The following is a 26,331-nucleotide window of genomic DNA, read 5'->3' on the forward strand; positions in this document are numbered from 1 at the left end:
ACCGACTGGCCGAATGCCCCGTACCGAACGCTCTTTACGTTTCGACGCGCTGGATTCGAGCATGGATTACGAAGACAGTCTGGATCGGGCCATCGAGGAGACGCCCGATATCGGCGGCAGTGACGAGCGGCTCTCGATTCCCGACGCGACGGCCCAGAAAGACGGGGCATTCACGCGGTTTACGAACCTCTCCGACATCGCGGACACGCTCTCGCGTGATCCCGAACACCTCCACCGCTTCGTCCAGCGCGAACTCGGCACCAGCGGGACGTTCGAGGAGGGACGCGGCCGATACAACGGTAGCTTCTCCGACGGCGACTTCGACGCCGCAGTCGCAAAGTACACCGACGAGTACGTTACCTGTACCGAGTGTGGACTACCGGACACCCGACTCGTCCGCGAGGACCGGACGCCGATGCTTCGCTGTGACGCTTGCGGTGCGTTCCGGCCGGTCTCGAAACGCTCCAGTACGAGCAGCAACGTCTCGACGGCCGCCGTCGAGGAGGGCAAGACCTACGAGGTCAAGATCACTGGCACGGGACGGAAAGGCGACGGTGTGGCCGAGAAAGGCAAGTATACCATCTTCGTCCCCGGCGCGGAGGAAGGGGACGTAGTCGAAGTGTATATCAAAAACATCAGTGGCACGCTTGCGTTCTCACGGCTCGCGAACTAGGTACGAAAGGGGAGAATTTCACGGGTCCGAGACCCGCAAATCAGTTGGGGAACTGTCAGCATACGGAGCGTGGCCGTCTCGTGTGACGGGACTGTAAACGACCACACGCTATCCTGCCCATCCAATGTACTAAAGCTTGCGGCCTCTGCTGTCACGAGACCCGCCGAATGATGGCGATTTAACACATCTCGGGTAGCCTCTCTACGTCGAGTTTATCGAGCGCGACGAACTTCTCGATCAGCGCCGCAGCCTGGTCGTAGCTGGTTCGTCGTGGCGTCGTCCCCCTGGGCCGGTCGATCCCCGCCGCCTCGAACACCGTCTGGAGGAACGCCTCTCTGGCGGTCCGATTTTCGAAGAGCCCGTGGAGATACGTACCCAGAACGCTCTCGGTTGCCGCCCCAGCTTCGGGAAACGGCCGGTCGACCGGTCCCGTGAGCGTCGTTTCCCCCATGTGAATCTCGTAGCCCGACACCGGACCACTCGCCCCGTCGAGCGGCCCTGTCCCCGAAAGTTCTCGCCTGGTCTGTTCGAGGCATTTCTCCGACGAAAATCTGGTCTCGACGGGCAAGAGACCGAGTCCCTCGACTGTGGTTCGCTCACCTGTACCCTCGATATCTGCGTTCGTGATCCGCTCGCCCAGTAACTGGTAGCCGCCACAGAGCCCGACGATCGGGCCGTCGAACCGCCGGATCTCCTCGTCGAAGCCCGCATCCCGTAGCGCGAGCAGGTCGTCGACGGTGTTTTTCGTCCCCGGAAGTACCAGCGCGTCGGTGTCGCCGTAGGCTGCATCGGGTGGTCGGTACGACACCCGGACGCCGGACTCGCGTTCGAGCGGCTCCAGATCGGTGAAGTTCGAGATACGGGGAAGCCGCGGAACGGCGATCGTCACCGCGCGGTCGTCCGGGACGCCGTCCTCGGTGCCACGCAGGGAATGCTCGCCAACCGGGGGGAGCGAGACGCTGTCCTCGGCGGGCAGGCCGGGATCGTCGTAGGGGACGACGCCAAGTACCGACACACCCGTCCGTTCTTCGAACTCCGCGATTCCCGGTTCGAGGATCGAGCGATCGCCCCGGAACTTCGTGATGACGACGCCGCCAACCTGCTCGCGGAGGTCGTCGGGCAGGAGCGAGAGCGTCCCAACGAGGCTGGCGAACGCGCCGCCGCGCTCGATGTCCGCGACGAGCAGAATCGTTGCGTCGGTAAACCGGGCCGTCTCGACGTTCGCGAGATCCCGGTGGTGGAGGTTGATCTCACCCATCCCGCCCGCACCCTCGGCGACGACGATGTCGGCGTCGTCGGCAAGTCGTCGGTGCGCGTCGACCGCCGCCGCTCGCGCACGATCCCAGTGCTCGTCGTAGTACTCACCGGCCGAGTAGTGACCGACCACCCGGCCGTCGATCACGAGCTGGCTCTCGCCGTCGCCGCGCGGTTTCAACAGGACGGGATTGGCGTCCGTGGTCGGTGGCCGACGCGCCGCACGGGACTGGACGTACTGGGAGACGCCGATCTCGCCGCTTCCTGCGCCGTCATCAGCACCCGCCGTCTGGCCCGCCCGTGGGACGACCCGGGCGTTGTTGCTCATGTTCTGTGCCTTGAACGGCGCGACGTCGACGCCACGATCGGCGAGATATCGGCAGATCCCCGCAGCGATCGTGCTCTTGCCGACGTGGCTGGCCGTCCCGCCGATCAGGAGGGTCGGCGTGTCGGAGTCGTTTCTCGTATGGTCCTCGGCCACCGCAGCCGACTCCGCGTCGACGTCCTCGCGCCTCGTCAGTACTCGGTTCCCTTGCGGGCAGCCTGTCCGACGTCGATCGGATGTTTTACTTTGCCAACCTCGGTGACGAGATCCGCGTGTTCGAGGAGGTAGGTCGGCTCCTCGTGGCTCCCCGTCAGGACGAGTTCGAGCTCGTCAGGGGCGCGCTCGAGCAGATCGAGGAGCCCTTCGGGATCGACCAGCTCACGGTCCGCGGCGTACAGTATTTCATCGAGGATCAGCATGTGGAGGTCCTCGCCGTCGATACCCTCCATGATGAGTTCCCCGGCGCGCTCGAAGGCCGCCTGTGCCCGTTCGTCGTGGTCCGGATCGCCGCCCGCCGCGCCGAAGCCGTGCCAGCCGTAGTGGCCGGCGTTCTCGTACGTGAATCCGGGGATGTGCTCGATCGCGTTGTACTCGCCGCGGACGTCCTCGACGGTCTCGGCGCCGCCTTTCATGAACTGGAGCATGTGGACGCGGTAGCCGTGGCCCGCCGCGCGCAGTCCCATTCCCATCGCGGCGGTGGTCTTTCCCTTTCCGTCGCCCCACCAGACCTGGACCAGCCCGAACTCATCGGGTTCGCTCGGTTCGATGGGCTGGGCGGTTGGTTTCCGCCCGCCCAGTGTTGGTCCTTCGCTGTCACCGTCGTCATCAGTCTGGATATCGTCTGTCATGTGTCGAGTGTGTCGAGAAAACTGTCGAACGCGCCGCTCTCCGGGTGGACGTGGGCGTACGTCCCAAGGGTTCGATACTCGGTGAGCCCGTCCTGCTCGTCGTCGATACCGTCGCCACGCCGGACGTCGAAGGCAAACCGTGCGTCACCCGCAACGTCGGCGCTGGAGTAATGGAACTCGTGACCGCGCAGTCGCCCGCCACCGCTGGCAGTGAGCGTGTCGTCGCGGGCCTCCAGTTCGACGTGATCGAGCGCCTGATACCGGTCGTGCATCGTCACGTCGGCGGGGAGGATGCCCGCCATCTCGTGGCGCTCGCCGTCCGCCGTCGTCAGCGACTCACAGAGAGTCATCAGGCCGCCGCATTCGCCGAGGATCGGAAGACCCTCTGCGGCTCGCTCGGCCAGCGTCGACAGCGCAGGACTCGCCGCGAGCGACTCGGCGCGCAACTCGGGATAGCCACCGGGGAGGTAGACGCCGTCACAGGGGGGAAGGTCGTCGCCCGCCGCGGGCGAGAACGTCACCACGTCGGCCCGCTCCCGGAGCTGTTCGAGGGTCCCCGGGTAGGCAAAGGCAAAGGCCGTCCCACGTGCTACGGCGACCGTCGCGCCGGTGGCGTCATCGGTCGATGCTGTCTCCGTATCGGGTCGCGGTGGGGTATGCGCGATATCGCGCAGCCGATCCGCTCGCAGGTGTTCTGCGGCGGCGTCGAGAGCTTCGACCGGGAGCGCGGCTTCCTCGCCCAGCTCCAGCCCGAGATGTCGATCCGGGATTTCGAGGTCGTCGTCCGGCGGGATCCGGCCGAGATACTCGATCGACTCGGGCAGCGCGTCCCGGATTCCTGCCTCGTGTCGACCGCCGTGGGCGCGCTGGGCGATGACGCCGACCACGTCGATCTTGCGACCCGCCTGCTCTGCGTACTGCTGGAAGCCGTAGGAAGTGGCGGCGACGCTTTCCATCCCCGCCTTCGCGTCAACCACGAGCACGACCGGCAGATCGAGGGTCTCTGCAACCATCGCGGTCGAGGAGCCGTCGCCGTCGTACAGCCCCATCACGCCCTCGACGACGCAAATGGTTGGCGGGTCTTCGGCCTCAGTCGGTCGATAGTAGTTCCGTCGCACCCCGGAGCTCCCCTGCAGCCAGCAATCCAGCGTCCGGGACGGACGGCCAGCGACCGCCTCGTGATGGCTGGGATCGATGAAGTCCGGGCCAGCCTTCGCTGGCTGGACTCTCTCACCTGATCGTTCGAGGGCCCGAATAGTGGCGAGCGTCGCGACGGTCTTGCCGACCCCGGAGGCCGTTCCGCCGAGCACGAATCCCTTCACACCCGATTACCCCGGATCGACATCGGTCGCCTCGAACTTCCTGTCCTGGTCATCTGGATACAAAAACAATTGCAATAAATAAAAATTTGTTGTGCTTCACATCTCGAGAATGGCCGGTAGCGCAGACCGCTTCTCGGCGGCGATGTAATCGCATCTGGTTACGATAATGCCTAATAATTATGTAAGTAGCCGATAGTCGTTGTATCATACACGATGCATCGACGCGAGTTCGTCGCGACGCTCGGGGGAGGGACAGCGGTGGCGATTGCAGGATGTAGCGATACTGATGATAGCGGCGACGCGGGGATTACCGACGAAACGCTGACGCTCACGACGACGACGAGCACGTACGACACCGGGCTGGTCGACGAACTGAACCTCGCCTTCGAGGAGCGGTTCGGCACGGGGGTCGCAGCGGTCAACGAGGGGACCGGTGCGGCACTCGAAACCGGGCGACGCGGCGACGCGGACGTCGTCATGGTCCACGCCCGGTCGCTCGAAGACGAGTTCATCCGGGAGGGCTACGGCGTCAACCGCCGTGATCTGATGTACAACGACTTCGTTGTCGTCGGACCGGACGACGATCCCGCAGGGATCGACGGAATGGATGACGTCACGGAGGCGTTTCGAGCGATCGCCGACTCCGAGAGCGTCTTCGTCTCGCGGGGCGACAGCTCCGGCACGCACACGAAGGAACTCGAACTCTGGGACGCCGCCGGGATGGATCCGGGAGGAGAGTGGTACCGAGAGGCCGGGAGCGGGATGGGGCAGGTGCTCGTACAGGCCGACCAGAGCGAGGGCTACACGCTCGCCGATCGTGGTACCTTCCTCTCGATGCGCTCACAACTCGGGGTGGGGATCCGCGTTGAGGGGCCGATCGAGGAGGGACCGGAGCTGCTGGCGAACCCCTACGGGATCGTCGCCGTGAACCCCGCAGTCCACGACAACGTTGCATACGATCTCGCGCTCGCCTACATCGGCTTTCTCACCTCGCGGGTGGGCCAGGACGTCATCGAGTCTTACACTGTCGAGGGCGAACAGCTGTTCTTTCCGCGGGCGCTTTCAGAAGAGCCGAACTTCGAACAGTACCTTCCGGAAGACTGGACGCGGGAGGAGTGCTGAGAGATGGTCGGCGCGATCGTCGAGCTTGCAACGCTCCCGCTCGTCGAGTTCCCCTTCGAGTCGAACTACGTACGGAGTATCGTCTTCGTCTCGCTGTACGTGAGCCTCACAGCCGTCGTACTGAGCACGCTCGTCAGCCTTCCCGTCGCGATGCTCGTCGGCTTCGCCGAGTTCCCGGGCCGACGGCTCGCGATCGCGCTGATCAACACCGGGATGGGCCTGCCGAGCGTCGTCGTCGGGCTGGCGGTTCTCTTTCTCGTCTCGAATCAGGGGCCGCTCGGGACCTTCGATCTCGTGTTCACGAAGGAGGCGATGATCATGTCACAGTTCGTGCTCGCCACACCCGTGATCACCGGCGTCAGTCTCGCCGCCGTCACGGGCGTGGATGAGGGGGTCCGGGACGCCTCCTACGCGCTCGGCGGGACGCGCCTCGACGTTGCACTCGTCACGATCAAGGAAGCCCGGTACGGGATCGCTACAGGCGTTCTGGCCGGGCTCGGGCGAGCGATCAGCGAGGTCGGCTCCGTCCTTATCGTTGGCGGAAACATCGCCGGCGCGGACGGCACCGCAATTACGCGAACGTTGACGACCGCGATCCAGCTCGAAGCCCGACAGGGTCGCTTCGAGCTTGCACTCCTGCTCGGCGGAATATTGCTCGTACTCGTCTTGCTGGTCAACGCTGTCGTGCTCCGGCTCGGGGGTGGGCGGATATGAGCGATCGAGTGATCGAGACCAAACGTCGCCGAGTCGAGGATGGGATCGTCGCCACGGACGTGAGCCACGGGTTCGACGACACCGGCGTACTCGATGAAATCTCGCTCGGCCTCGAACGCGGTGAGATCCTCGCAGTGATCGGTCCCTCGGGGACCGGCAAGACGACCCTGCTGGAGCTACTCGCCGCGTTCTACCCGCCCGACGAGGGGGAGATCCGGATGAATGGAGGGGACGTCTGGTCCCAGTCCGAACGCGAGCGCCTCATGGCGCGACGCCGGATCGGCATGGTGTTTCAGGAGCCGAACCTGTTCGACGCAACCGTCCGACGGAACGTGAGCTACGGGTTGCACGTCCGGCGCGACTGGCGATCCCGGATCCGGGAGTGGGGTGCGCGGCTCTTCGGCGCACGCACGACTCACAGGGTGACCGACGCGCTGGAGACGGTCGGCCTCGCGGACGTCGCAACACAGACGGTTAGATCCCTCTCGGGCGGTGAGGCACAGCGGGTCGCGTTCGCCCGGGCGCTCGCGTACGATCCCGACGTCCTGTTGCTGGACGAGCCGACCTCGGATCTCGACCCGCGAAACACCGCCCTGATCGAGGAGGCAGTCGGAACGGCGCGGAACCGGGGGATCGGCGTCGCCGTGGCGACCCACGACATGCACCAGGCGGAGCGACTGGCCGACCGGGTAGCGGTGATGCTCGATGGAAGCCTCATCGAGGTCGGGCCGGCAGAGCGGGTGTTCAGTGATCCCGATGATCCCCGGGCGCGGCGGTTCATCGACGGCGAACTCGTCTACACGGCGGGTGAGAACGGTGACTGAGACGCGCGGACGGGGTGAGGCGGCGCTCGTCGAGGGGGATGTCGAGTTCGACGCCCGCGACGCCGCGTTGCTCCGCGCGATCGCACAGGCCGGGTCGGTTGCGAGGGCCGCCTCCGAACTCGATCGCTCCCGGGCACGGGCGCTGACACGAATCGAGGCGCTCGAAGCGGCCTTCGGGTCGCTCGTCCGGCGGCAGCGCGGTGGTCGCGACGGCGGTGGGAGTCGCCTTACTGAGACTGCGAGGGATCTGCTGAACCGCTACGAGCGGCTCCGGGCCGCCCTCGACGCGACGGCCCAGGTTCCCGAGACTGTCCTCTATGGGGACGTCACGTCGGTCGACGGCGAACTCGCGCTGGTCGAGACGCAAGTGGGCACGGTGCGAGGCCTCCACGACGGGAGCGAGCGAGGCCAGCGGGTCCAGGTTCGGATCGGCGCGGACGCGATTACGGTGCTCGACAACGCAGCAGAACCGGACCCAGACGCGACGAGTGCGAGAAATCGGGTTTCGGGCGAGGTCGTCGGAATCGACCGCGGTGAGACCGTCGTGACAGCACATATCGAGGTCGGCGGAACGACGTTTGAGACGCTCGTCACGTCGGACAGCGAGCAGCGCCTCGGGCTGAGGGAGGGCTGTCAGGTCACGCTTACCTGGAAGGCAACGGCGACGCGGATCGTCGGCGATCGGGAGTGATCTCAGGGACGAAACACGTTCGCGGAGCGGTCGGTCACCACTCCATACTCCGCGTCGGCGACCGTCTCGGGAACCGGTGTTTCGTCGTATCTGGCCCCAAGACTGGCCTGAAGCGCGTCCCGCACGCAGGCCCGGGCCGCCGCGCCGATCGGTGTTCCGCTGCCAGTGAACCGTATCGGCTCGACGCCGCCGGACGAGTTGCCAGCCCCGACGATCACCGCATCCGTGGTGGTCCCCGGAAAGCCCGTCTCGCGCAGGAGCGTTGCCGCTTTGGCCTCTGCGACGACCGCAATCAGGTTGGCGAGTGCGCCCGCCGCGAGTGGGTGATCGACGTGGACGAGCAGGTTCACCGTCCCCGGTTCGGGATGTTCTGTATCGCTATCTCCGTGGGACTCCGGGTCCGCAGCGGTGTCCTCCTCGGGAAACAGAGTGGCGGGATTCGAGACGCCCGCGGTGGCAACCGCGAGCACGTCGATGCTGTCCTTGCTGCTGTTTTTATCGCCCGCGTCGCGCTCGGCGGTGAGCCGTGCACAGCGCGCGTGGGTCATTTCGACGCCGGTAAGCAGCGTCGGCCCCACGTGCTCGAAGCCTGCCTGAGTCCGTCGCTCCGCGATATACTCATCCAGATCGGTCCGATCCCAGCCATCCGGGACCGTGCAGTTGTACGCGGCGTCTGCCCGGATTCGTCCACCGTCCCAGCCCGTCGAGAGCCACGATGTCTCGGGGGCGAGCAGTTGCAGGACCTCGTTGCGAACCCGAATATCAGGCATTCACGAGCACCTCCAGCAGCCGATCGTTCGCCTCGCTATCCTTCATGGCGACCCGAACGTGCGAGTCGAGTTCGCGGAACGTCCGGGCGTCCCTGAGTGCGATTCCGTGTTGGTGTGCGTGTGCCAGCAGGTCGTCTACCTCCCCTTCGCCGACGTCGAGGAGGAGGAAGGGAGAATCCGATGGATGGACGTCGTATCGGGCCGAGAGTGTCTCCCGCATCCGTTCGCGCTCGTGCTCGATGCGCCGACGCGTCTCGGCGACGAACTCGTCGGCGCGGAGACAGTGGGCTCCGACCGCCGCGGCGGGCGTCCCGAGGTTCCACGCACGGCGTGCGGTCTGCAGTGTGTCACGCTCGTCTCCTGTCGCAACGGCGAAGCCAGCCCGGAGGCCCGGCAGGCCGAACAGCTTCGTCAGCGAGCGCGCGACGATCACGCCCTCCTCCCCGGCAAGCGAGGGTATGTCGGTGAAGCCGAGGAACGCCTCGTCGACGAGCAAGCGGGTATCGACGTCGCGACAGCGGGCTGCGAACTCGCGGAGTGCGTCGGGATCGTAGGCCTCTCCGGTCGGATTGTTCGGCGTGCAGACGATGGCGAGGGCGTGGTCGGCCGGATCGGCGTCGAGCAACCGGTCGTGAGACACGAACGCGGGGTCCGCTCCCTGTAACTCGACCTCCCGGGCGTACTCGCCGAAACTCGGTGTCGGGACGAGCACGCTCTCGCCGGCGTCGACGGTCGTCTCGATCGCCAGCCGGATCGCCGCGAGCCCGCCGGGGGTCGGGACGATCTGTTCGGGACCGCACTCGACATACTCCGCGGCGGCGGCCCGGAACTCCGGATAGGCGTCGTTCGGATATCGGCGCGAGGCCGAGAACGCCTCGCGGTAGACCGCCTCGGTGCCAGGCGGTATCTCCGTATTTGTATTGGCACTAAAATCTAGCTCCTCCGGATCGTCGCTCCCGCCGTGGGGTACTCGGTCGGTCGTCCGCACCGCGTCGGGATCCATCTCAGCGGTCACCTCGATCGGCTGCTGGCGCGCTTTCCGGCGTCGAGTCGGGATCGAGCCGATCGTACACCGCCGCGATCTGCGCTCTGATCGTCTTCATTCCGATCCCATCGCGCTCGGCAAGCGCCAGCGCCCCACCCATCCCGACGCCCTCTTTCGCTTCGCCAGCGACGTATCGCTCCATTGCGACGTGCTCGCTTCGCTCGAAGCCGGGATCGGTCGCCGCTACGTCGAGGTCGAGCGTCGATGCTGCGGCATCGAGGTCGACCGCCGGGTCGGCGGCGACAAAGGAGGTAGTAGCCAGTGAGAGAGGTTCGTCACATCCGAACGCCCGAACCAGCGCGGCGGTCGCGACCAGCTGTGTCCCGCCCGCGAGCGTCACCGAACTCCCGGATTCGAGCGCGCCGACGGTCAGACCTGCGACGGTCGCCTGGACCGGGTCGCCGACCGCCTCGACAGCAGTCAGTGGCGAGTCGACCAGCTCGCCGGGAGCACTCCCGCTCGCATCGAGCGCCGCTGTGGCGACCTGCTCTTTCAGTGGGATTGGGTTCTCGGGCAGCGACGAGGAGACGCCCAGATCGGTGCCGAGCGCGCGGAGCAGCGCCGCGGCGGTCGTCGTCCCGCCGGGGATCGTCTCGCCGATAAATAGCTCGTCATCCGGCAGCGACCGGCCGAGTTCACGGGCGCGATCGAACACCGCGTCGACGTTCGGGACGGCACGCTCCTCGCGGATGTCGCGGCCCGGCTCGGCACCGACCGAAACCGTCGGTGCGTCGGTTTCGGCGGCGAGCCCGGCATCGATCACCGTCACATCGAAGCCGACCTGCTCGCGAACGGCACGCGAGATCACCGCGGGGGTTGGACAGCCGGTCGGGCTGACGGGGACCAGATCGCTCGATACGGGCTGGCCGTAGACGAGGATCTCCGCGTCGATCGCAGGGGTGTCCGCCATCAGTTCCGGCGTGGCTCCCGCGGCGCTGATCCCCTCGATGGTCGCCGTCCGCGTCGTTCCGGCCGCAAGGACGAGTCTCATAGCAGTGCCTCCGCGATCCGTGCGTCTCGCGCTCGATTCACGTTCACCACCAGTCGCTCGTCGTCTGTCAGGTACATCGTATCCGTGTTCGTGTCAGTTGGTGCACCGACCACGTTCAGGCCGGTCGGCGCGATCCGGTCGGGCATTTCCTCGCTGTCTGCTCGCCCGTCGATCAGCTCCGCAGTCATCGCGTCCCGTTCCATTACGGTATCCGCGGAGACGCCGAGACGGTCTTTGCGCGTGGCCGGGACCGCAACGGTCATCGAACCGCCGTCGATCCCAATAGCTGCGTAGGCGGAAAGCATGCTGTCGACGACGCAACCGGTCAGCAGCGGCAGATCCGCGGCGACGGTCAGGACGGGCCGATCGATATTGTCGAGTGCCGTCGAGAGGTCCGTAACGTAGCCCTTGCCGGGCGTCTCGATCACCGAAACACGCTCGGCGATGTGTCCGCGCGTTTCGGGCGTTGCGGGCGAGACGGCAGCGTGGACCTGGTCGACCTCGCTCGCCTCGAGCGCATCCAGCACCCGGTCGACCATCGGCCTCCCGTCGATCGGGTACATCGGCTTTTCGGGAGCGTCCCTGCCAAGCGAGTCCGCGAGGCGGGTCCCTTCGCCGCCACACATCACGAGAGCGTCCACGCGATCACCCCCATCACATCGCCGGTCCAGAGCGTCCACGCGAGCACGCCAGCCAGTAGCCCCCCGAGCCGCCCGAGCTCGGTCGTCGCACCGAGCACGTCGCCGTTGACGCCACCGAGCATGGCACTGGACCAGCGATAGAGTGCGAGTGCGACCGCGACCGCCGCGACGACGGCCGCCGTGGCGACGTACGACGGACGAGCGAGCACGACAGCGGGAAGCGCGACCAGCACGGGTGCGACGAGGCTTCGGGGGCCGTTGACACCGGTCAGTTGGCTTCCGAGCCCCTCGTGGGGCGCGGTGCCGACACAGACCAGTACGGCGGTTCCCAGTCTCGCGCCGACCTCCGCGGCGACGACGATGCTCGCCGCAACGGCGATGGGGGCCCCCGCAAGCGGAACGGCCGCGAGCACGAGGCCGAGAAGCAGCCCGACAAGTGCGAGCGTCCCGCCGACGCCGAGGGAGCTGTCTTTGAGCACCTCGCGCCGTCGCTCCGGGTCGCCATGGACCACCGCGGCGTCACCCAGATCGGCGACGCCGTCGGCGTGGTTGATACCCGTGACAGCGTACAGGACGAGGACGTACAGAAACGCCGTAATGGTCGGCGGGGCGGGAACCAGAAAGACGAGCGCGCCGAGCACGCCGACGAGATAGCCGACGGCCGGGAACGTTGCGGGGGTGCGGGTAAACGCTTCCCACCCAGTTTCGTCGTGACCGACCGGGAAGCGAGTGAGAAACCCGACAGCGCCACGCAGCCCTGCAAGGCTCAGAACAGCCACGCGATCACCCCCGGCAGCGCGGCAAGGGCGTACGCGAGCAGTCCAGCGCGGCCGACGAGCGCGACGCCGCGACGGGCCTGCTCCGTGGTCGGCAGCGAGGCGAGTTCGTTGAGGACGTACGCGTCGGGCTTTTCGAGGCGGACCTGCAGCGCGCCCGCGGCGGTCGCCATCGGCCACCCGGAGTTGGGCGAGGCGGTCTCGCCGCGCCACCGTCGCGCAGTCAGCACGGGATCGGGCGAGAGCGCCGCTGCAGAAAGCAGCAGGGCGCTAAGGCGGGCGGGCACCCACATGACGAGGTCGTCGAGCCGGGCACTTGCCCAGCCGTGGGGTTTCGAGGGGTACCCGAGCATCGAGTCCAGCGTGTTCACGGCCTTGAGCCACGCCGCCGCGGCGGCACCCAGCGCGATCGAGACCGGCGCGAGCAGGGCAAAGGCGAGCAACGGCGCGACCAGACCATCCGCGAGGTTCTCGCTTGCGCTCTCAACGGCGGCACTGCGTAGCAGGGCGGGCGAGAGGTCAGCAGGATCACGCCCCGCAAGCGCTGGCAACCGCTCGCGGGCCGCGGCTGGGTCCGTCGCGCTGGCCTCTATTACGCCTGCAGCCTCCTCCAACAGCATCTGTAAACTGGTCGTCGTAAAGAGGACGGTTCCAGTGGCGAGGACACCCAGCAGGGGATGAAGTGCAACAGCCACAGAGACGATACCGAACGCGACAGCCGTCGGGAGCACGGGAAGTGCCAGTGCCATACCGACACCAGCCAGCCGTGGTCGAGCCCATTCCCTGTCAGCCCGACCGACGAGGCTCCCGAAGAGGGCGACTGGATGGATCCGTGACGGGAGTTCACGCACAGTCCGGTCGAGGATGGCCGCAAGCACGACCGCGAGCGTAATTTCGACGGCCACGGTTACGCCACCTCGTCGAGCAGGTCCGGCAGGTCGGCAAGCGAGTGCTCGTCCAGCAAGATGGCGGTCCCACCGACAGCCTCGATGCCAGCATCAGTGTCCGGATCGTCCCCGACGTGGATCACAGACTCGACGTCAACACCCAGCCTGGAGGCGAACGACTCGAATGCACGGGGATCGGGTTTGCGCCACCCACAGCCGGCGCTCGATACGATCACGTCGAACGCCGATCGGTCGATATCGGACCGAAGCAACGCTCTCGGAACGAGCTCGGGCACGCTACAGTTCGAGAGGACGCCAACCTGCCCGTGCTCGGCCGCGGCCGAAACCGCGTCGACAGCACCGGGACGCGTTTCGACAGTCGGGTCGAACGCCGCGACGACTGCCCGGCGCACGACGTTGTTCGTGGGGGATACGCCACGGCTTCGGAGCGCTGCGGCGACGTGTGCGGGAAGCGGAACTTCCGCCCCTTCAGGAGCGTCGATCTGGACCTCCCGGTAATCAGCTACAAACTCCGCTGGAACGTCGACGCCGCGGCTCGTCAGTTCCGCGGCGACGGCGTCGGCTGGTGAGTCCGGCCGATCGACCGACACGAGCGTCCCGAAGAGGTCGAACGAAACTGCCACTACCGGTGTATTACTCCAAGTCGACTTGAACACGACGGTCCCGGACGGAGATCTATTCCTCTAACAAACGACAAAATTTTTACTGAGCAAGAGCGATCAGTATATAATGGTCGAGGCGTTTGCCGTCGCAAGCGGAAAGGGGGGAACGGGGAAGACGACAGCGACACTCGCGCTCGGCATGGCGCTGGCCGAGGAGCACGACGTGACGATCGTCGACGCGGATACCGGGATGGCGAACCTCCTCTTTCACGCCGGGCTCGACGACGTCGAGACGACCCTCCACGACCTGCTGATAGCCGAGCGAGACGTGCCGGTCGAGGCGGCGGTCTACGATCGCCACGGACTTTCGGTCGTGCCCTGCGGGACGAGCCTGGCGGATTTCGAGTCGGCCGAACCGGAGCGACTGCGCGAGGTCGTCGCAACCCTTGCCGAGAACACGGACGTTCTCCTGCTCGATTCGCCAGCCACCCTTGGCTCAAAAAGCGCCGTGCTGCCGATCGTACTCGCCGATCGGGTGCTCCCCGTGCTGGCACCGACGATCCCGGCGCTGAGCGACGGGCTGAAAGTTCAGGAGTACGCGAGCTCGTACGGAACGGACACGGCTGGCGTCCTGTTCAACAAAGTACGCGAGGAAGGGCGCATGGACACTGTCGTCGACCGGACCGAACGCTACTTCGAGGGACCGGTCCTCGGCACTGTCCCGGAATGCTCCGCACCGCATCAGGCGAGAGCTGCTGGTGAACCGCTACTCTCGTATGCACCCAGCTCACCCGCGGCCGTCGCGTTTACCGAGGCCGCTTCGGAGCTGACGATCGAATCCGGCGACTCGGCGGATGTCGCGGCGCGTTTCAAAAGCGCGGTCGTCCCTGACAGACCATGAAGGTCCCACACGGTCGGTTGCTACGATCGCGGGTCGTATCGAACCCAGCGACCGCGTTTTCTACCGTCCTTGACGACTCGTTGACCGGCTATCTCGTATTCGAGCCACAGGACACGCTGTTGCTCGACGACCGGGGCCGTGGTGTCGTGACCGTTCGGAACGGCGTCCCGGTTCTCGTCTACCACACGGGGACGGATCGTGGTGGCGTCGACGGACTCGCTGATCTGGCCGTTCCTGGCCCCTACAAGATCGATGTGTTCGAGCTGTCTGACGCGGAGATCGAGCGACTACACGACGCCGACGAGCTTCGGGTCCCACCGGGAGAACCGGCCGAGCGGGTCGCCGGGGACCCCCATCTGGCGGACCGGACGCGGTCCCGTGCCCGCGAGCACGGGCTGTTCCCCGACGACGTCGCTAATCTGGACACGAATGAGGATGCCGTCGTCTCCTTCCTATCCGACGAGGAGCGGATCGAAGCGATCAAACGACAGGCTCGCGAGGACGCCGAACGACAGGCCAGCGAGTGGGGGTTGAACGACGAACTGGCTGGCTCTGACCAGTGAGGCTGTAGCTGCTGTCACCAGCTCTAGAATAGACGTATTTTCGTAGCCTTGCTAGATGCCCCCATGGAGCCGTCGACGCTCACAATCCTGTGGCGGCTTGCCGTTACCGCGTTCGTCATCGTCGCACCGACACTCCTGTTTCTCGGCCTCCTCCGCGGGCTCGAACTGCTCCGGGACGACGAGTTGATCAACAAGATCGCCGATGCAGAGCATCTTCGTGTCGACGACACCGACGACTTACTCAGGATCCTCTCTACGGATACCGTGATCGACAGCGACGCTGACCCCGCGTTGGACCGGTTGGCGGACGCGACCACCACAACCCGCTGTCAGCACTGTGGCGCACCGAACCAGTCGACGGCAACATACTGTCACGACTGTCTGGAGCCGATCGGCTGAGCGGCGTCCGCGACGGCGGCGAACGCTGCCGCACCCCCCGAGTATTTCACCTCGGCTAATTATATCTAATTACACGATGTCGAACGACGTTCCCGACTACGCCGACGTCAACTACGATGACGGTGCGGACGAGACGTTCGAGGAGTACAGTACCTTACAGGCGAAAATCGAGAAGGCAGTCGAGGTTACCCGGCGTGGCCTCGAGGAGTACGAGAACCCCGCCGTGATGTGGACTGGCGGAAAGGACTCGACGCTCACCCTGTATTTCATCAAGGAGGTCGCCGAGCGCTACGACCTCGAGGTTCCGCCTGCGGTCTTCATCGACCACTTCCAGCACTTCGACGAACTCCACGACTTCGTCGACCGATGGGCCGAGGAGTGGGACCTCGACGTGATCTACGCACGCAACGAGGATGTGGGCAACTACGTCGAGGAACACGGCCTCGAACCGGGCGACGACATCCCGATCGACGAGCTCTCCGAGCACAACCAGCACCACGTCCGGGAGATCCTGGAGTACGAGGAGGACACGTTCCCGTTCCTGCTGGACACCTACGTCGGCAACCACCTGCTCAAAACCGTCGCGCTCAACGACGCGCTCGAAGACTACGATATCGACGGTGTCATCTCCGGCGTCCGCTGGGACGAGCAGGAAGCCCGTGCCGACGAGACGTTCTTCAGCCCACGACATGATCCCGATATCTACCCGCCCCACGACCGTATCCAGCCCATCCTCCAGTTCGAGGAGCGGGCGGTCTGGGATGCCTTCTGGCACTACGTCGTGCCGGACACCGTCGAGGCGTTCCCGGACGAAGGGTTCATCCCTGAGAGTGCCGACGACCTGCCCGAGGGCGTGGGGATCGACGACGTTCCGATCTCGCCGAAGTACTTTGCCGGGTTCCGATCGCTCGGTAGCGAGGTCTCGACCGAGAAGACGACCGAGGATCCCGCATGGTTGCAGGATCTCGAAGGGACGACCGAGCGCGCAGGCCGCGCCCAGGACAAGGAGGACCTGATGAAGCGCCTGCGCGATCTCGGCTACATGTAGGCCACCGACGGTCGCCGCTCGTTTTGTGGCTCCCCAATACGCCGACAACCCTTTTGACGCCGCGACCCACTCTGTAGGTATGAGCGACCAGCACGCCGACGACCTACCGAAAACCGACGCCGAGTGGCGCGAGCGCCTGACCGAGGAGGAGTACAAAATGCTTCGCAAAGCCGGGACCGAGCCTCGATTCAGCGGCGATCTGCTCGACGTCAAAGGAGAAGGCGAGTTCGCCTGTGCGGGCTGTGGGTTGACCCTGTTCGACGCCGACACCAAGTACGACTCCGGAAGCGGCTGGCCGAGCTTTTATGACATCGTCGACGAGGACAATGTCGAGACGCAGGTCGACAGGAGCCTCGGGATGACACGGACGGAAGTGGTCTGTGCGCGCTGTGAGGGACATCTCGGCCATCTCTTCGATGATGGGCCGGAACCAACAGGCCAGCGTTACTGCATCAACTCGGCGTGTCTCGACTTCGAGCCCAGCGAGAAAAGCTGAGGGTGGAGACGTCACTACGGGACGCGCGTCCCAGTGTGTGAACCACCCTTCCGAGCGCGGGCGTTACTCCTCGTCCTCTTCTTCGCGTTCGTTCAGGAACTCGTGGGCCTGTTCGAGGATCTCTCGGGGACCATCCTGCGTGATCGTATTGATCGCCTGTTCGTAATCACGCCACTGCAGATCCCGGTGTTCGTGGGACAGCTCGGCACTGGCCTCGAACGATCTGGCGATGAACAGATGCACCGTCTTGTGGATGGTGTTCCCGTCGGCTTCGAAGACGTAGTCGTAGTCCTCTCGGAACCCATCGAGTAGTCGGAAATCGGCGATACCAGCTTCCTCTTCGACCTCACGGATAGCCGTCTGCTGGAGCTCTTCGGTCCCCTCGACGCCGCCCTTGGGGAACTCCCAGTCCCCGGGTCGGCTTTTGAGGAGCAGATACTCCCGGCGGCCCCGCGTATCCCGAAAGAGGATCGCGCCCGCGCTCGTCGCTTCAACCGTCATTACCGTAAGGTAAACGCGCACCCGTTAAGAGAATATCGGACGAGCGACCGGACGCGTCGTTCGAAAACAGCTCCCCCCGAGTCCCCTAGTAAGACTCTGACACACGCAAAATCGATAGAGTGGGGTTTTTACACACGGAGCGATCATACACAATCCAACCCCCAATGACCTTCGTCACGAAACTTACCCTGCAAAGCGGCGATCGGGCGGTCCTCGACAGCGTCGTCGAGGATATCCGCTCGACGACCGAGCGAAAAGGCGTCGAAATGAACGGCCCCCACTCGAAATCCCCCGAACGGCTCCGCGTTCCCCAGCACAAGCGGACGACCGGCGGCGCGGAGTTCTCCTCGTGGGACTACACGGTCTACACCCGCAAGATCGAAATCGTGGGTCATGACGAGATCGCCCGGCAGATTGCGGGCAAGGAGTTTCCCAACTCGTTGCACGTCGAAGTCGAGGTCGAGCAGATCAGTCAGGTCGGCTCCGGTTCGTAGGCTCGTTTCTTTCGCCGGTAGTAGTTAAGTGATCGCTCCCCAAGACACGGACATGAGTCAGACCAGCCGAGACGACCGCCTCGTCTCGCTTCGGCGCGACCTGCACAGGCAACCTGAACCCGCGTGGCGTGAGTTCTACACGACTGCACGGATCATCGAGGAAGTCGAACGCATTGGCGTCGACGAACTGTACGTCGGCGAGGACGCCCTCTCGGGCGAGGACCGACTGGCAGTACCACCGGACGCAGAGATCGACGAGTGGTTCGAGCGGGCCCAAACACTGCTCGCTGAGCAGGAGGGCAGCGACCCCGAAATTATCGAGCCGATGCGCGGTGGCTACACCGGTGCGGTTGCGGTGCTCGACCGCGGCGAGGGGCCGACGGTCGGCCTGCGCGTCGATATCGACGGCCTGCCGCGTCCAGAATCCGACGACCCGGAGCACGTTCCGGCGGCGGAGGGCTTTCGCTCGGAGACGGGCGCGATGCACGCCTGTGGCCACGACGCCCACGCGACCATCGGGATTGGTGTTCTCGAAGCGATCGTGGACAGCGACTTTGCGGGGACGTTCAAACTCTTCTTCCAGCCCGCAGAGGAGGTGATCGGCGGCGGCTCGGCGATGGCACAGAGCCGCCACATTGAGGATATCGACTACCTGCTTGCGGCCCACATCGGGCTGAACCATCCCACGGGCGAGATCGTCGCCGGGATCGGCGAGTTCCTGGCGGTCACCCAGCTGGAGATCGAGTTCGAGGGCGAGTCAGCGCATGCGGGCGCACAGCCCCAGATCGGCAAGAACGCGAACCAGGCACTCGCTGCCGCCGTCCAGAACCTCTATGGGATCCCGCGCCACGAGAAGGGCGGGACGCGGGTCAACGCTGGCGTGATCGAGGGCGGGACAGCCTCGAACATCGTTGCCGAGCAGGCCCGCGTCGAGGGTGAAGTGCGGGGCGATACAACTGCTCTGCGGGACTACATGCTCGATCGGGCCCACGACGTTGTCGAGGGGGCCGCCACGATGCACGGCTGTGAGGGCCACATCGAGGAGGGTGCAAGCGCGCCGAGCGCGGAGAGCGACGCCGAGATCGCAGACACCGTCGCCGAGGTCGCGACGAGCGTCGAGGCTGTCGACTCGATACTGGAGTACGATGCCCTCGGCGGGAGTGAGGATGCAACCTATCTGATGAAGGCGGTCCAGGACCGCGGCGGCAAGGCCTGTTACGTCGGGATCGGTACGGACCATCCCGGCGGCCACCACACCGCGACGTTCGACGTCGACGAAGCGAGTCTACCAATTGGCGTCGACGTGCTGTCCGGGGCGATCCGGCGGTTGAGCGAGTCCGGTCATCGAACCAATTAAGCCGAAAAAACACGTCACTCCGCATGTGTGGCCCTCCATGCCCGATCGCGTCCACCTCAGTCTCTGGCTCCGTATGCTCGCCGCCTGCGGGCTGTTCGTACTGGTCCTCCTCCCTGTGTTGCTCGCCGGTGCGCTGGTCGCCATCCTGTTCGTGGGGCTCTTCGCCTGGACGTTCGGCACGTGGGGGCTCTCCCTCGTGCAGGGGGTTCTCGGTGCGGTCGGCACGTCCGAAACGGTAATCGACGTCGCAACCGCGCTCGTCCTCGGCGGCTACGCGTTCGTCGGCCTGTACCTGCTCGTCCGACTCGGCCGGAGAGTGCCGGACCACGTCCGTTCGTTCGTCGGCAATCTCGAAGCCACCGCGGCGATCCGGGACATCGAGACGACCACGGTGCGCGATCTCGGTGAGACCATCGAGATTGCTTCGGGGAAAGTGATAGACGTCACTGAACTCGAACATCGCGTCGCACGTCTCGCACAGCAGGCGGACGTCCCGCCGCCGGACGTCGAGATCACCCGGAGCTGGACGCCAACGGCGGTTACAGTGGGCTACCGGGCCGCCGACTCGACGATCGTCTTCTCGACAGGTCTCCTCGATGCCGTCGAGGGTGACGAACTCGACGCCGTCATCGCTCACGAACTCTCCCACGTCAAGCACCGGGACACTGCTGTCATGACCGGGCTGTCGGCGGCGACGGCGATGGCCGGGCGCATCGTCGCACAGCTCGGTGTCCACGTCCTGATCGTCGCCGGACTCGTCGCGCTCGCGGTCTGCAAGTGGTGTGTCGCCGTCGTCGCGCGCTGTCGCGAGCGGGCAGCCGACGACGGCGCGGTGGCGATCACCGGCGATCCGGCCGCGCTCGCGAGTGCTCTCGAATCGCTGGACCGCGAGCTGGATATCCGTCCGGCAGCAGATCTCAGGGAGAGTGACTCCGCCGCCGCGCTCTCGATCCTGCCGCCACCGTGGGAGGAACGTGGACGGTTCGACCGGATCAGGCGGTTCGTCCGCCGTCGCCTCTATGGGACGCATCCCTCGACGGAAGAGCGAATCGAGCGCGTCCTCGAAAAGTACTGAACTACTCGACGACGAGGTAGCCGACCATCTCCTCGTGTTCCTCACAGACGTACCGGTACTCGCCCGGTGTCTCGGGGACGAACTCGATCTCGAACCCGGCCTCCTCGACTCTCTCATGGCCCTCGAATTCGCCCCCATCTGGCAGGTGTGTGGGGCTGACCGTGTGCCCGTCGTGCAGCCAGACCCATCGGAGCGTCGTCCCAGTCTCGACCCGGACGGCATCGGGCTCGAACACTGCCTCCCCACCCGACCCGACCTCGATTGTCGCCTGTGTTTCGTCCGTCCAGTCAACCGGCTCCGGGATATTCAGCTCCACTGGTTCTCCGTCCCCGTTAGTGTCGTCCACATCACCGTCGTCCGGGGATTCCTCGTTTCCACCGTCGGCGTTTTCCTGATCTTCGTTTTCGCCGTCATCATCGCCAGAACACCCCGCCAACCCGGCTATGCCGGTCGCCGACAGCATCGCAAGAACCTCCCGACGAGTACTCAGGATCATCTATCAGGTCGTTTGAAAGCGCGAGGTGAAAAACTCTCGTGCAAGGACGTCAGCATCAAGACTACAGTGACCGTGGTACAAGCGTCAACATCGCCGTGAAAGATATCAAGAGACGGAGTCTTCCGTGATGACGAGACGGTTTGTGTCTCGAACCACTTGACCTCTCAGACGGGTCACTTTCCGAACCGGTGTGGCACTGCCGACATTATTTTGCCCGCTCCCCGTCAACGACGGCTATGACCGATCTCAGCGGGCGGGCGTGGCGTTCGATCCCGGAACAACGCCTGTCCGGTCCCATGACAATGGCACTCGACGAAATCGCGGCCAGGACAGCAGTAGATGACGGTGTACGGACGGTTCGAGTCTACACATGGGATCCGGCGACGCTTTCACTCGGCTATGGACAGGACCCGGATTCGGTTGACTGGGAGTACTGCCAGCGGGAGGGGATCGACGTGACGCGCAGACAGACTGGCGGCGGTGGGATTTACCACGACACCTACGGCGACATCTCCTACTCGATCATCGTCCCCGCCGAGGAGGTGCCGGGCGACCTGATGGAGACCTACGAACTCCTCTGCGAACCGATTTTCGATGCCTTCGAGCGTATGGGCGTCTCCGCCGCGTTCGCGGATCGGGAGTACCCCGAAATACATCGTCCAGCTTGCTATCTCCGGGCGATCGATCCGGCCCATGATATTCTCGTCGACGGCCAGAAGATCAGCGGTAACGCCCAGTATCGACAGCGCGATGCAGTCATCCAGCATGGCTCGCTCTCGTTCGATCTGACGCCCGAGCGCCATCTCGGCGTCTTCTCGAACCCCGATACTACGCATGAACGGTTTCGCAAACGAGTCACTGGTATCCGCGAACACGCCGACATCTCGCGGGAGACGGCAGCCGATTGCCTCGAAGCCGCGCTCCGTGAGTGGGCAGATGCGGACGACGGCGAGTGGTCGGAAGCGGAGCTGGAAGACGCGACGGCCCTCGCCGATCGGAAGTACGGCTCCGATACGTGGGTTCGCGATCGGACGGTGCCGGAGTAGCGACAGAGCCGAGGCCGTTCGAAGTTACTTTGATGGTTCGATCCCTGCATCTGGATATGCAAGTAGGAGCACACGTTTCGGTGGCTGGCGGCGTCGATAACGCCGTCGAGCGGGAGCTAGATGTCGGTGGGAACTGCGGACAGATCTTCACAACCTCGCCACAGGTATGGCAGCATCCCGATATTGACGACAGCGAAGCGGCGGCGTTCCGTGACGGTACGGCGGCAAACCTCGACGGCCCGTGGGTTATCCACTCGGCGTATCTGGTCAACCTCTGTACGCCAAAAGACGACCTGCGGCGAAAGTCGATCGAGAGCATGCAGGCAGAGGTCGACGCGGCCGATACGCTGGATATCGACTACGTAAACGTTCACCTGGGCGCACACACCGGAGCGGGCGTCGACGGCGGACTCGACAACGCGGCAAGCGCGCTCGATGAACTGGAGATCCCCGAGGGCGTTACTGTCCTGATCGAAAGCGACGCCGGGAGTGGCACGAAACTCGGCGGGGAGTTCGAACACCTTGCGGAGGTGCTCGACCGGAGCGAGCAGGAACTGGACGTCTGTATCGACACCGCCCACGCCTTCGCAGCGGGATACGACCTCTCGACGGAAGCCGGTGTCAACGAAACGATCGAGGAGTTCGACGACGTGGTCGGACTCGACCACCTCAAGTGTATCCACCTGAACGACTCGAAACACGAGTGTGGGACCAACAAGGACGAACACGCCCACATCGGCGAAGGGCTGATCGGCGAGGAGGGAATGCGGACACTGATCAACCACGATGACGTCGCGGACGTCCCGCTCGTGCTAGAGACGCCTAACGAGGACGGCAAGGGCTTCGCGTGGAACATCGACCGCGTCCAGGAACTGCGAGACTAGCCGCACGGATTTTTTCATCCACGTCAGTTCCACCGCAACTTTGATACAGTCAGTCGTGGTAGGTATCCTCATGCACAGCACACAGCGCCTGGAGTTCGACCATTCGGACCGGGAAGCGATCTACTCCTACGTCGAACGGTCGGGAAGCATCGATAGAGACGAGGCCCAAAAGGAGTTGCTCCCTCACGATCCGGGCGGCTTTCGGCACCACGTTGCAATCCTCAAGCGAAATGGCTACCTCGACGAGGCCGACGACGGGACGCTTTCTGTCGCAATCGAGGTGAACGGTGCCGAGGAGTTCAGCGGTGATGAGTTCAGCTTCGAGGTCAGGCCAGCAAACCAGAGCGATCTCTCCGGCATCGTCGGTGCAATCAGACAGGTAGTCCAGCAGGGCCGGTACATCGTCGCCGAGTCGGTCGCTCAAGAGCTCGACCATCAGGACGTGTTGCTCAGGCAAAACGAACTGGAGTCACGGATGTTCTTCGTCGCGACGGTCAGCGACGAGGTTGTCGGCTGGGTCCACGTCCACTCACCCGAACTGGAGAAACTGAGTCACACAGCCGAGCTGACCGTCGGTGTCATCGAAGAATACCGGGGGAACGGCCTCGGCAGCCACCTCCTGGAACGAGGCCTCGAATGGGCGGCGTCAAACGGGTATGAGAAGGTCTACCAGAGCGTCCCTGCGACCAACGAGTCCGCTGCGGAGTTCCTCGAACAGCACGGCTGGGAGACGGAAGCGATCCGGCGGGACCACTACCGAATCGACGGCGACTACGTCGACGAGTTGATGATGGCGATCGATATCTAGCTCCTTGTCAACGGCGACGAAGGACGATTGCGGTGCTGTCTCCCCTCCCTACGACCTCGCTTCGATCGGTCGTTGAGGATGGGGATTATTATCCCAACGCTGAGCGAACCGGAGGGTCGCGATGTACGCGAATCTTCGATTCGCTTGACTTGGGATTCCTCCGCCTTCAGGCGGAGGAGGATGTCAACGCCTGCAATTAGCCCCAAGCGCAGATTGCTACATGTGACGAATGGTCGAAAACGGAAGCGGCTACCGAGCCATGTTCGCCCCCATAGCGAGCACTCCGGCCAAGATCAGAACGATCACTGCCCAGAGCGCGTTGTCCGTCGCGACGTCGGGCGCAAATGATGCACTGAGGATGAGCTGGATGGCGTGATGGCCAGGGTGCCATTCGACCCACCATTCGGTCCCCTCCACCGGCCACTGCAGCAGCATGAGTTCGAGCATGGGCGCAAACAGCAAGATGTAGACGCCCGCCATCCGGCCCAGAACCAGCCCGACGAGGGCACCAATCGCACCGTAGGTCATCGCCGCGAGCGCGAGACCAAGGACGAACCAGCCGATGTGGTCGGGTGTCAGGTGGAGAAGAGAGACCGCAGTGATGACGCCAACGGTGCAGGTCGTGATAGCTACCAGGATGGCGAACCGAGCGACCAGAAGCTCGACACCGCGAAATCCGGCGACGGTGAGCCGCCGATCGGCATCAACCGACCGCTGGACAAGAAACAGACCGGTAATCCCGACCAGCAAGGCACCGGTCACGGGCGCGACGAGGGCAGTCATCAGCTCCGGGAAGGCGACCGGAATCTCCTGGGTTCCCTCGGCCGTCGCAACGTGGATCGGCACGACTGCATCTGGGACCATGGTTCCCCAGATCCCAACGAAGTAGGCGGGCAGGACGACGAGCATCCCCAGCAACACTGGGTCACGATATACATCACGGCTGCCAACCGTGGTTGCGGCACGGATTCGGCTTGCCGTGGGGGTGTCGCTACTGGCGGCGGTTTCAGGTCCGCTCTGAATCGTATCGCTCACGACGAATCACCCCTGAGCGTGACGGCCGCAAGTGTGAGGACGGCAAGTCCCACCACGTAAGTCACGGCAATGAGGGCATCAGCGGTTGCAACCGTACCGTCGTGGACCGCCGAATCGAGCAGATTCGACGGATGGGACAACGGCACGTAATCGACGGCAGTATGATCCATCGGAATCACGCCAAGGGAGGCAAAAGCGTCGTAGTCTGCCAGGAAGACGAGCACGAGCGACCCCACGAGTTCCCTGTTGAGCACCGCGCCAATGAGGACACCGATCAGACCATATATGAGAGCGGCAACAAGCAGTGATACGATAGCGAGGGCGTGAGAAGCAGGCGTCAGGTCCGACAGCGTGAGGAAGATTACGTAGACAATGCCAGTGACAAGCGCGCTTGCGAGACCGATCGTGAGCACCCGGGCAAGTAACATCTCCCACGGTCGGAAGCCACAGACGATCAACCGGCGGTCGGGGTCGGCCGCCCCGACCACCTGGAACAGGCCGAGGAGGCCGGCGAGAAATGCCGTCGCAAAGAGGGCACCGCCGAGCTCTGCCGCTGCGGACGGGACATCCAGACCGGGGACGTCTGCAACTACGTCCATCGAGAGGTCAAATGCAAGCAACACGATCGGCGGTAGCACGACCAGCAGCCCGAGATTTGTCGGTTCGCGAAGAAATGTCCTGAGGCCAGTTGCAACTGCCGCGCGCTGGCGTCCAACGGAGGTCATCTACGGTCCCTCCGTGCCTCCGTTATCATCGATGACTCCGCCAGCTTGCTCGGGATAGTCTGCGTTTTCGGAGGTTCCCTCCCCCTCCACACCGCTCCGCTGGCCGTCCTCTAGCGTTGATGACTCAAGGATCCCATCCTGCAGTTCATAGATCCGATCGAATCGATCGCGATCCTGAACGAAGTGGCTGATAATACCGATGCCGGTCCCACGCTCGACGAGGTCATCGGTCAGGTCCCAGAAAGCGAGGTATGTCTCCCAGTCAAAGCCAGTGTACGGCTCGTCGAGCAAGAGGACGTCGGGATCGTGGAGCAGGGCCACCGAAGGGTTGACCTTCTGTCGGTTGCCGCCAGAAAGCCGATCGATCCGCGTATCGAGGTACTGCTCGTAGCCGAGACGGTCGGCGAGCCAGGCAAGTTGCTCGTCGCGGCGGTCGGACGAGATGCCGTACCCTTCAGCAAACAGGTGGATGGTCTCGCGGACCGTCAGGCGGTCGTACAACAGCGGCTCCTGCGGACACCAACCGATGGTCCCCCGGCGCTCGACGGTTCCGGCGTCCTGTTCGAGCGTACCGACGAGAATCTGCATCAGTGTCGACTTCCCCGAGCCGTTCTCACCGACGATGCCAACGAGCTCGCCCGAATGGATTGACAGCGAGGCGTCATCGAGAACCTCGACGGTTGGTGAAAACGGAAGCCAGGAGTCGTAGGTCTTTTCGAGACCGATTGCAGCAATCGATGGGGCATCGGTTGCGGGACTCGTCGAGCCGCTGCCATCAGCGATGGCGCTCCGACCACTGTGAGCTACTCCGTCTAAAGTTGTTCTCGCATCGGGTCGAGTCATTCGTCCCACCTCTGGAGAATCCTGGTGCGATAACAGACCGGAACAGTATTTATTCGAAACATTCGATGATTCCAACAAAGTAGGGTAGATATCGGTTGGTTCCCACTCGGTTTCGAGATACGAACGGCAAAATAGGCGGTCGAGCTTCTACCAG

General features: G+C 64.4%; 31 protein-coding genes. 16 read left to right on the forward strand and 15 right to left on the reverse strand.

The genetic code is table 11. From position 1 onward, the window contains the following. Positions 1-61 precede the first annotated feature (61 nt). Positions 62-673: a translation initiation factor IF-2 subunit beta gene (locus AArcSt11_RS12530; protein WP_250597505.1), complete on the forward strand. Its 612-nt coding sequence runs from the start codon at positions 62-64 to the stop codon at positions 671-673. A 178-nt stretch (positions 674-851) separates the two neighbouring features. Here AArcSt11_RS12530 and AArcSt11_RS12535 read toward each other — a convergent pair whose 3' ends face one another. Genes AArcSt11_RS12535 through AArcSt11_RS12545 form a run of 3 tightly spaced genes read right to left on the reverse strand, consistent with a single transcriptional unit; the run spans position 852 to position 4,422 of the window. Then, positions 852-2,408, reverse strand: a complete 1,557-nt coding sequence (locus AArcSt11_RS12535; protein ID WP_250597507.1) for a cobyric acid synthase — start codon at positions 2,406-2,408, stop codon at positions 852-854. A 35-nt stretch (positions 2,409-2,443) separates the two neighbouring features. After that, a complete protein-coding gene (locus AArcSt11_RS12540) occupies positions 2,444-3,100 on the reverse strand; it encodes a cob(I)yrinic acid a,c-diamide adenosyltransferase (protein ID WP_250597508.1) in 657 nt (218 codons plus the stop codon). After that, positions 3,097-4,422 carry a cobyrinic acid a,c-diamide synthase gene (locus tag AArcSt11_RS12545; protein WP_250597509.1) on the reverse strand — a complete coding sequence of 442 codons (1,326 nt, stop codon included), beginning with the start codon at positions 4,420-4,422 and terminating at the stop codon, positions 3,097-3,099. Before AArcSt11_RS12545 ends, AArcSt11_RS12540 begins: the two co-directional genes overlap by 4 nt. A gap of 213 nt (positions 4,423-4,635) precedes the next feature. On the opposite strand from AArcSt11_RS12545, the gene AArcSt11_RS12550 reads away from it, so the two are divergent. Genes AArcSt11_RS12550 through AArcSt11_RS12565 form a run of 4 tightly spaced genes read left to right on the forward strand, consistent with a single transcriptional unit; the run spans position 4,636 to position 7,773 of the window. Beyond that, positions 4,636-5,544, forward strand: a complete 909-nt coding sequence (locus tag AArcSt11_RS12550) for an ABC transporter substrate-binding protein (protein ID WP_250597510.1) — start codon at positions 4,636-4,638, stop codon at positions 5,542-5,544. A 3-nt stretch (positions 5,545-5,547) separates the two neighbouring features. Next, on the forward strand, positions 5,548-6,258 hold the full coding sequence (locus AArcSt11_RS12555; protein ID WP_250597511.1) for an ABC transporter permease: 711 nt from the start codon (positions 5,548-5,550) through the stop codon (positions 6,256-6,258). Next, positions 6,255-7,082, forward strand: coding sequence for an amino acid ABC transporter ATP-binding protein (locus tag AArcSt11_RS12560; RefSeq protein ID WP_250597512.1), 828 nt, complete (start codon positions 6,255-6,257; stop codon positions 7,080-7,082). The genes AArcSt11_RS12555 and AArcSt11_RS12560 overlap by 4 nt, the downstream gene beginning before the upstream one ends. Beyond that, positions 7,075-7,773, forward strand: coding sequence for a TOBE domain-containing protein (locus AArcSt11_RS12565; protein ID WP_250597513.1), 699 nt, complete (start codon positions 7,075-7,077; stop codon positions 7,771-7,773). The genes AArcSt11_RS12560 and AArcSt11_RS12565 overlap by 8 nt, the downstream gene beginning before the upstream one ends. Positions 7,774-7,775: 2 nt before the next feature. On the opposite strand, the gene AArcSt11_RS12570 is transcribed toward AArcSt11_RS12565, so the two are convergent. From AArcSt11_RS12570 to AArcSt11_RS12600, 7 genes are read right to left on the reverse strand one after another with little or no spacing between them, the layout of a single operon-like run. Continuing rightward, the gene (locus AArcSt11_RS12570) at positions 7,776-8,543 is read right to left on the reverse strand and encodes an adenosylcobinamide amidohydrolase (protein WP_250597515.1); all 768 of its coding nucleotides are present in this window, start codon (positions 8,541-8,543) and stop codon (positions 7,776-7,778) included. After that, on the reverse strand, positions 8,536-9,546 hold the full coding sequence (locus tag AArcSt11_RS12575; RefSeq protein WP_250597517.1) for an aminotransferase class I/II-fold pyridoxal phosphate-dependent enzyme: 1,011 nt from the start codon (positions 9,544-9,546) through the stop codon (positions 8,536-8,538). Before AArcSt11_RS12575 ends, AArcSt11_RS12570 begins: the two co-directional genes overlap by 8 nt. Before the next feature lies 1 nt (position 9,547). Next, the gene (gene cobT, locus AArcSt11_RS12580) at positions 9,548-10,579 is read right to left on the reverse strand and encodes a nicotinate mononucleotide-dependent phosphoribosyltransferase CobT (RefSeq protein ID WP_250597519.1); all 1,032 of its coding nucleotides are present in this window, start codon (positions 10,577-10,579) and stop codon (positions 9,548-9,550) included. Continuing rightward, entirely contained in the window at positions 10,576-11,220 is a 645-nt protein-coding gene (locus AArcSt11_RS12585) for an NTP transferase domain-containing protein (RefSeq protein ID WP_353617775.1), read from the reverse strand. Before AArcSt11_RS12585 ends, cobT begins: the two co-directional genes overlap by 4 nt. Beyond that, complete coding sequence (cobS, locus tag AArcSt11_RS12590; RefSeq protein ID WP_250597666.1) at positions 11,205-11,990, reverse strand: adenosylcobinamide-GDP ribazoletransferase; 786 nt, start codon at positions 11,988-11,990, stop codon at positions 11,205-11,207. The genes AArcSt11_RS12585 and cobS overlap by 16 nt, the downstream gene beginning before the upstream one ends. After that, entirely contained in the window at positions 11,987-12,901 is a 915-nt protein-coding gene (cbiB, locus tag AArcSt11_RS12595; protein ID WP_250597520.1) for an adenosylcobinamide-phosphate synthase CbiB, read from the reverse strand. Before cbiB ends, cobS begins: the two co-directional genes overlap by 4 nt. Positions 12,902-12,903: 2 nt before the next feature. Continuing rightward, complete coding sequence (locus AArcSt11_RS12600) at positions 12,904-13,527, reverse strand: HAD family hydrolase (protein WP_250597521.1); 624 nt, start codon at positions 13,525-13,527, stop codon at positions 12,904-12,906. Between the two features lie 106 nt (positions 13,528-13,633). On the opposite strand from AArcSt11_RS12600, the gene AArcSt11_RS12605 reads away from it, so the two are divergent. The 5 genes from AArcSt11_RS12605 (at position 13,634) to msrB (ending at position 16,913) form a co-directional block, all read left to right on the forward strand. After that, positions 13,634-14,407: a nucleotide-binding protein gene (locus AArcSt11_RS12605; protein ID WP_250597522.1), complete on the forward strand. Its 774-nt coding sequence runs from the start codon at positions 13,634-13,636 to the stop codon at positions 14,405-14,407. Continuing rightward, positions 14,404-14,970, forward strand: coding sequence for a DUF8054 family protein (locus tag AArcSt11_RS12610; RefSeq protein ID WP_250597523.1), 567 nt, complete (start codon positions 14,404-14,406; stop codon positions 14,968-14,970). The genes AArcSt11_RS12605 and AArcSt11_RS12610 overlap by 4 nt, the downstream gene beginning before the upstream one ends. Positions 14,971-15,033: 63 nt before the next feature. Then, positions 15,034-15,369: a DUF7577 domain-containing protein gene (locus tag AArcSt11_RS12615; RefSeq protein ID WP_250597524.1), complete on the forward strand. Its 336-nt coding sequence runs from the start codon at positions 15,034-15,036 to the stop codon at positions 15,367-15,369. A gap of 76 nt (positions 15,370-15,445) precedes the next feature. Then, the gene (locus tag AArcSt11_RS12620) at positions 15,446-16,417 is read left to right on the forward strand and encodes a phosphoadenosine phosphosulfate reductase family protein (protein WP_250597526.1); all 972 of its coding nucleotides are present in this window, start codon (positions 15,446-15,448) and stop codon (positions 16,415-16,417) included. 79 nt (positions 16,418-16,496) lie between these two features. After that, on the forward strand, positions 16,497-16,913 hold the full coding sequence (gene msrB / locus AArcSt11_RS12625) for a peptide-methionine (R)-S-oxide reductase MsrB (protein WP_250597528.1): 417 nt from the start codon (positions 16,497-16,499) through the stop codon (positions 16,911-16,913). 63 nt (positions 16,914-16,976) lie between these two features. Here the strand turns inward: msrB and AArcSt11_RS12630 are convergent, their stop codons facing one another. Continuing rightward, entirely contained in the window at positions 16,977-17,414 is a 438-nt protein-coding gene (locus tag AArcSt11_RS12630) for a bis(5'-nucleosyl)-tetraphosphatase (protein ID WP_250597530.1), read from the reverse strand. 164 nt (positions 17,415-17,578) lie between these two features. On the opposite strand from AArcSt11_RS12630, the gene AArcSt11_RS12635 reads away from it, so the two are divergent. Genes AArcSt11_RS12635 through AArcSt11_RS12645 form a run of 3 tightly spaced genes read left to right on the forward strand, consistent with a single transcriptional unit; the run spans position 17,579 to position 20,340 of the window. Further along, on the forward strand, positions 17,579-17,908 hold the full coding sequence (locus AArcSt11_RS12635) for an uS10/mL48 family ribosomal protein (protein WP_250597532.1): 330 nt from the start codon (positions 17,579-17,581) through the stop codon (positions 17,906-17,908). Positions 17,909-17,960: 52 nt separating this feature from the next. After that, positions 17,961-19,265 carry an amidohydrolase gene (locus AArcSt11_RS12640; protein ID WP_250597535.1) on the forward strand — a complete coding sequence of 435 codons (1,305 nt, stop codon included), beginning with the start codon at positions 17,961-17,963 and terminating at the stop codon, positions 19,263-19,265. Positions 19,266-19,290: 25 nt separating this feature from the next. Next, entirely contained in the window at positions 19,291-20,340 is a 1,050-nt protein-coding gene (locus AArcSt11_RS12645; protein ID WP_250597537.1) for a M48 family metallopeptidase, read from the forward strand. Position 20,341: 1 nt separating this feature from the next. Here the strand turns inward: AArcSt11_RS12645 and AArcSt11_RS12650 are convergent, their stop codons facing one another. Then, positions 20,342-20,836: a cupredoxin domain-containing protein gene (locus AArcSt11_RS12650; protein ID WP_250597539.1), complete on the reverse strand. Its 495-nt coding sequence runs from the start codon at positions 20,834-20,836 to the stop codon at positions 20,342-20,344. Positions 20,837-21,072: 236 nt separating this feature from the next. Here AArcSt11_RS12650 and AArcSt11_RS12655 point away from each other — a divergent pair, with 236 nt between their 5' ends. From AArcSt11_RS12655 to AArcSt11_RS12665, 3 genes are all read left to right on the forward strand, one after another. Next, complete coding sequence (locus tag AArcSt11_RS12655; RefSeq protein ID WP_250597541.1) at positions 21,073-21,882, forward strand: lipoate--protein ligase family protein; 810 nt, start codon at positions 21,073-21,075, stop codon at positions 21,880-21,882. A gap of 56 nt (positions 21,883-21,938) precedes the next feature. Further along, the gene (locus tag AArcSt11_RS12660) at positions 21,939-22,766 is read left to right on the forward strand and encodes a deoxyribonuclease IV (protein WP_250597543.1); all 828 of its coding nucleotides are present in this window, start codon (positions 21,939-21,941) and stop codon (positions 22,764-22,766) included. 70 nt (positions 22,767-22,836) lie between these two features. Then, positions 22,837-23,574 carry a GNAT family N-acetyltransferase gene (locus AArcSt11_RS12665; protein WP_250597545.1) on the forward strand — a complete coding sequence of 246 codons (738 nt, stop codon included), beginning with the start codon at positions 22,837-22,839 and terminating at the stop codon, positions 23,572-23,574. 249 nt (positions 23,575-23,823) lie between these two features. Here AArcSt11_RS12665 and AArcSt11_RS12670 read toward each other — a convergent pair whose 3' ends face one another. Genes AArcSt11_RS12670 through AArcSt11_RS12680 form a run of 3 tightly spaced genes read right to left on the reverse strand, consistent with a single transcriptional unit; the run spans position 23,824 to position 26,177 of the window. Next, positions 23,824-24,609 carry an ABC transporter permease gene (locus tag AArcSt11_RS12670; RefSeq protein WP_250597547.1) on the reverse strand — a complete coding sequence of 262 codons (786 nt, stop codon included), beginning with the start codon at positions 24,607-24,609 and terminating at the stop codon, positions 23,824-23,826. Continuing rightward, positions 24,606-25,334: an ABC transporter permease gene (locus AArcSt11_RS12675; protein WP_250597549.1), complete on the reverse strand. Its 729-nt coding sequence runs from the start codon at positions 25,332-25,334 to the stop codon at positions 24,606-24,608. The genes AArcSt11_RS12670 and AArcSt11_RS12675 overlap by 4 nt, the downstream gene beginning before the upstream one ends. After that, positions 25,335-26,177 carry an ABC transporter ATP-binding protein gene (locus AArcSt11_RS12680; RefSeq protein WP_250597551.1) on the reverse strand — a complete coding sequence of 281 codons (843 nt, stop codon included), beginning with the start codon at positions 26,175-26,177 and terminating at the stop codon, positions 25,335-25,337. Positions 26,178-26,331: the final 154 nt, after the last annotated feature.

The organism is Natranaeroarchaeum aerophilus, assembly GCF_023638055.1.
Taxonomy (GTDB): domain Archaea; phylum Halobacteriota; class Halobacteria; order Halobacteriales; family Natronoarchaeaceae; genus Natranaeroarchaeum; species Natranaeroarchaeum aerophilum.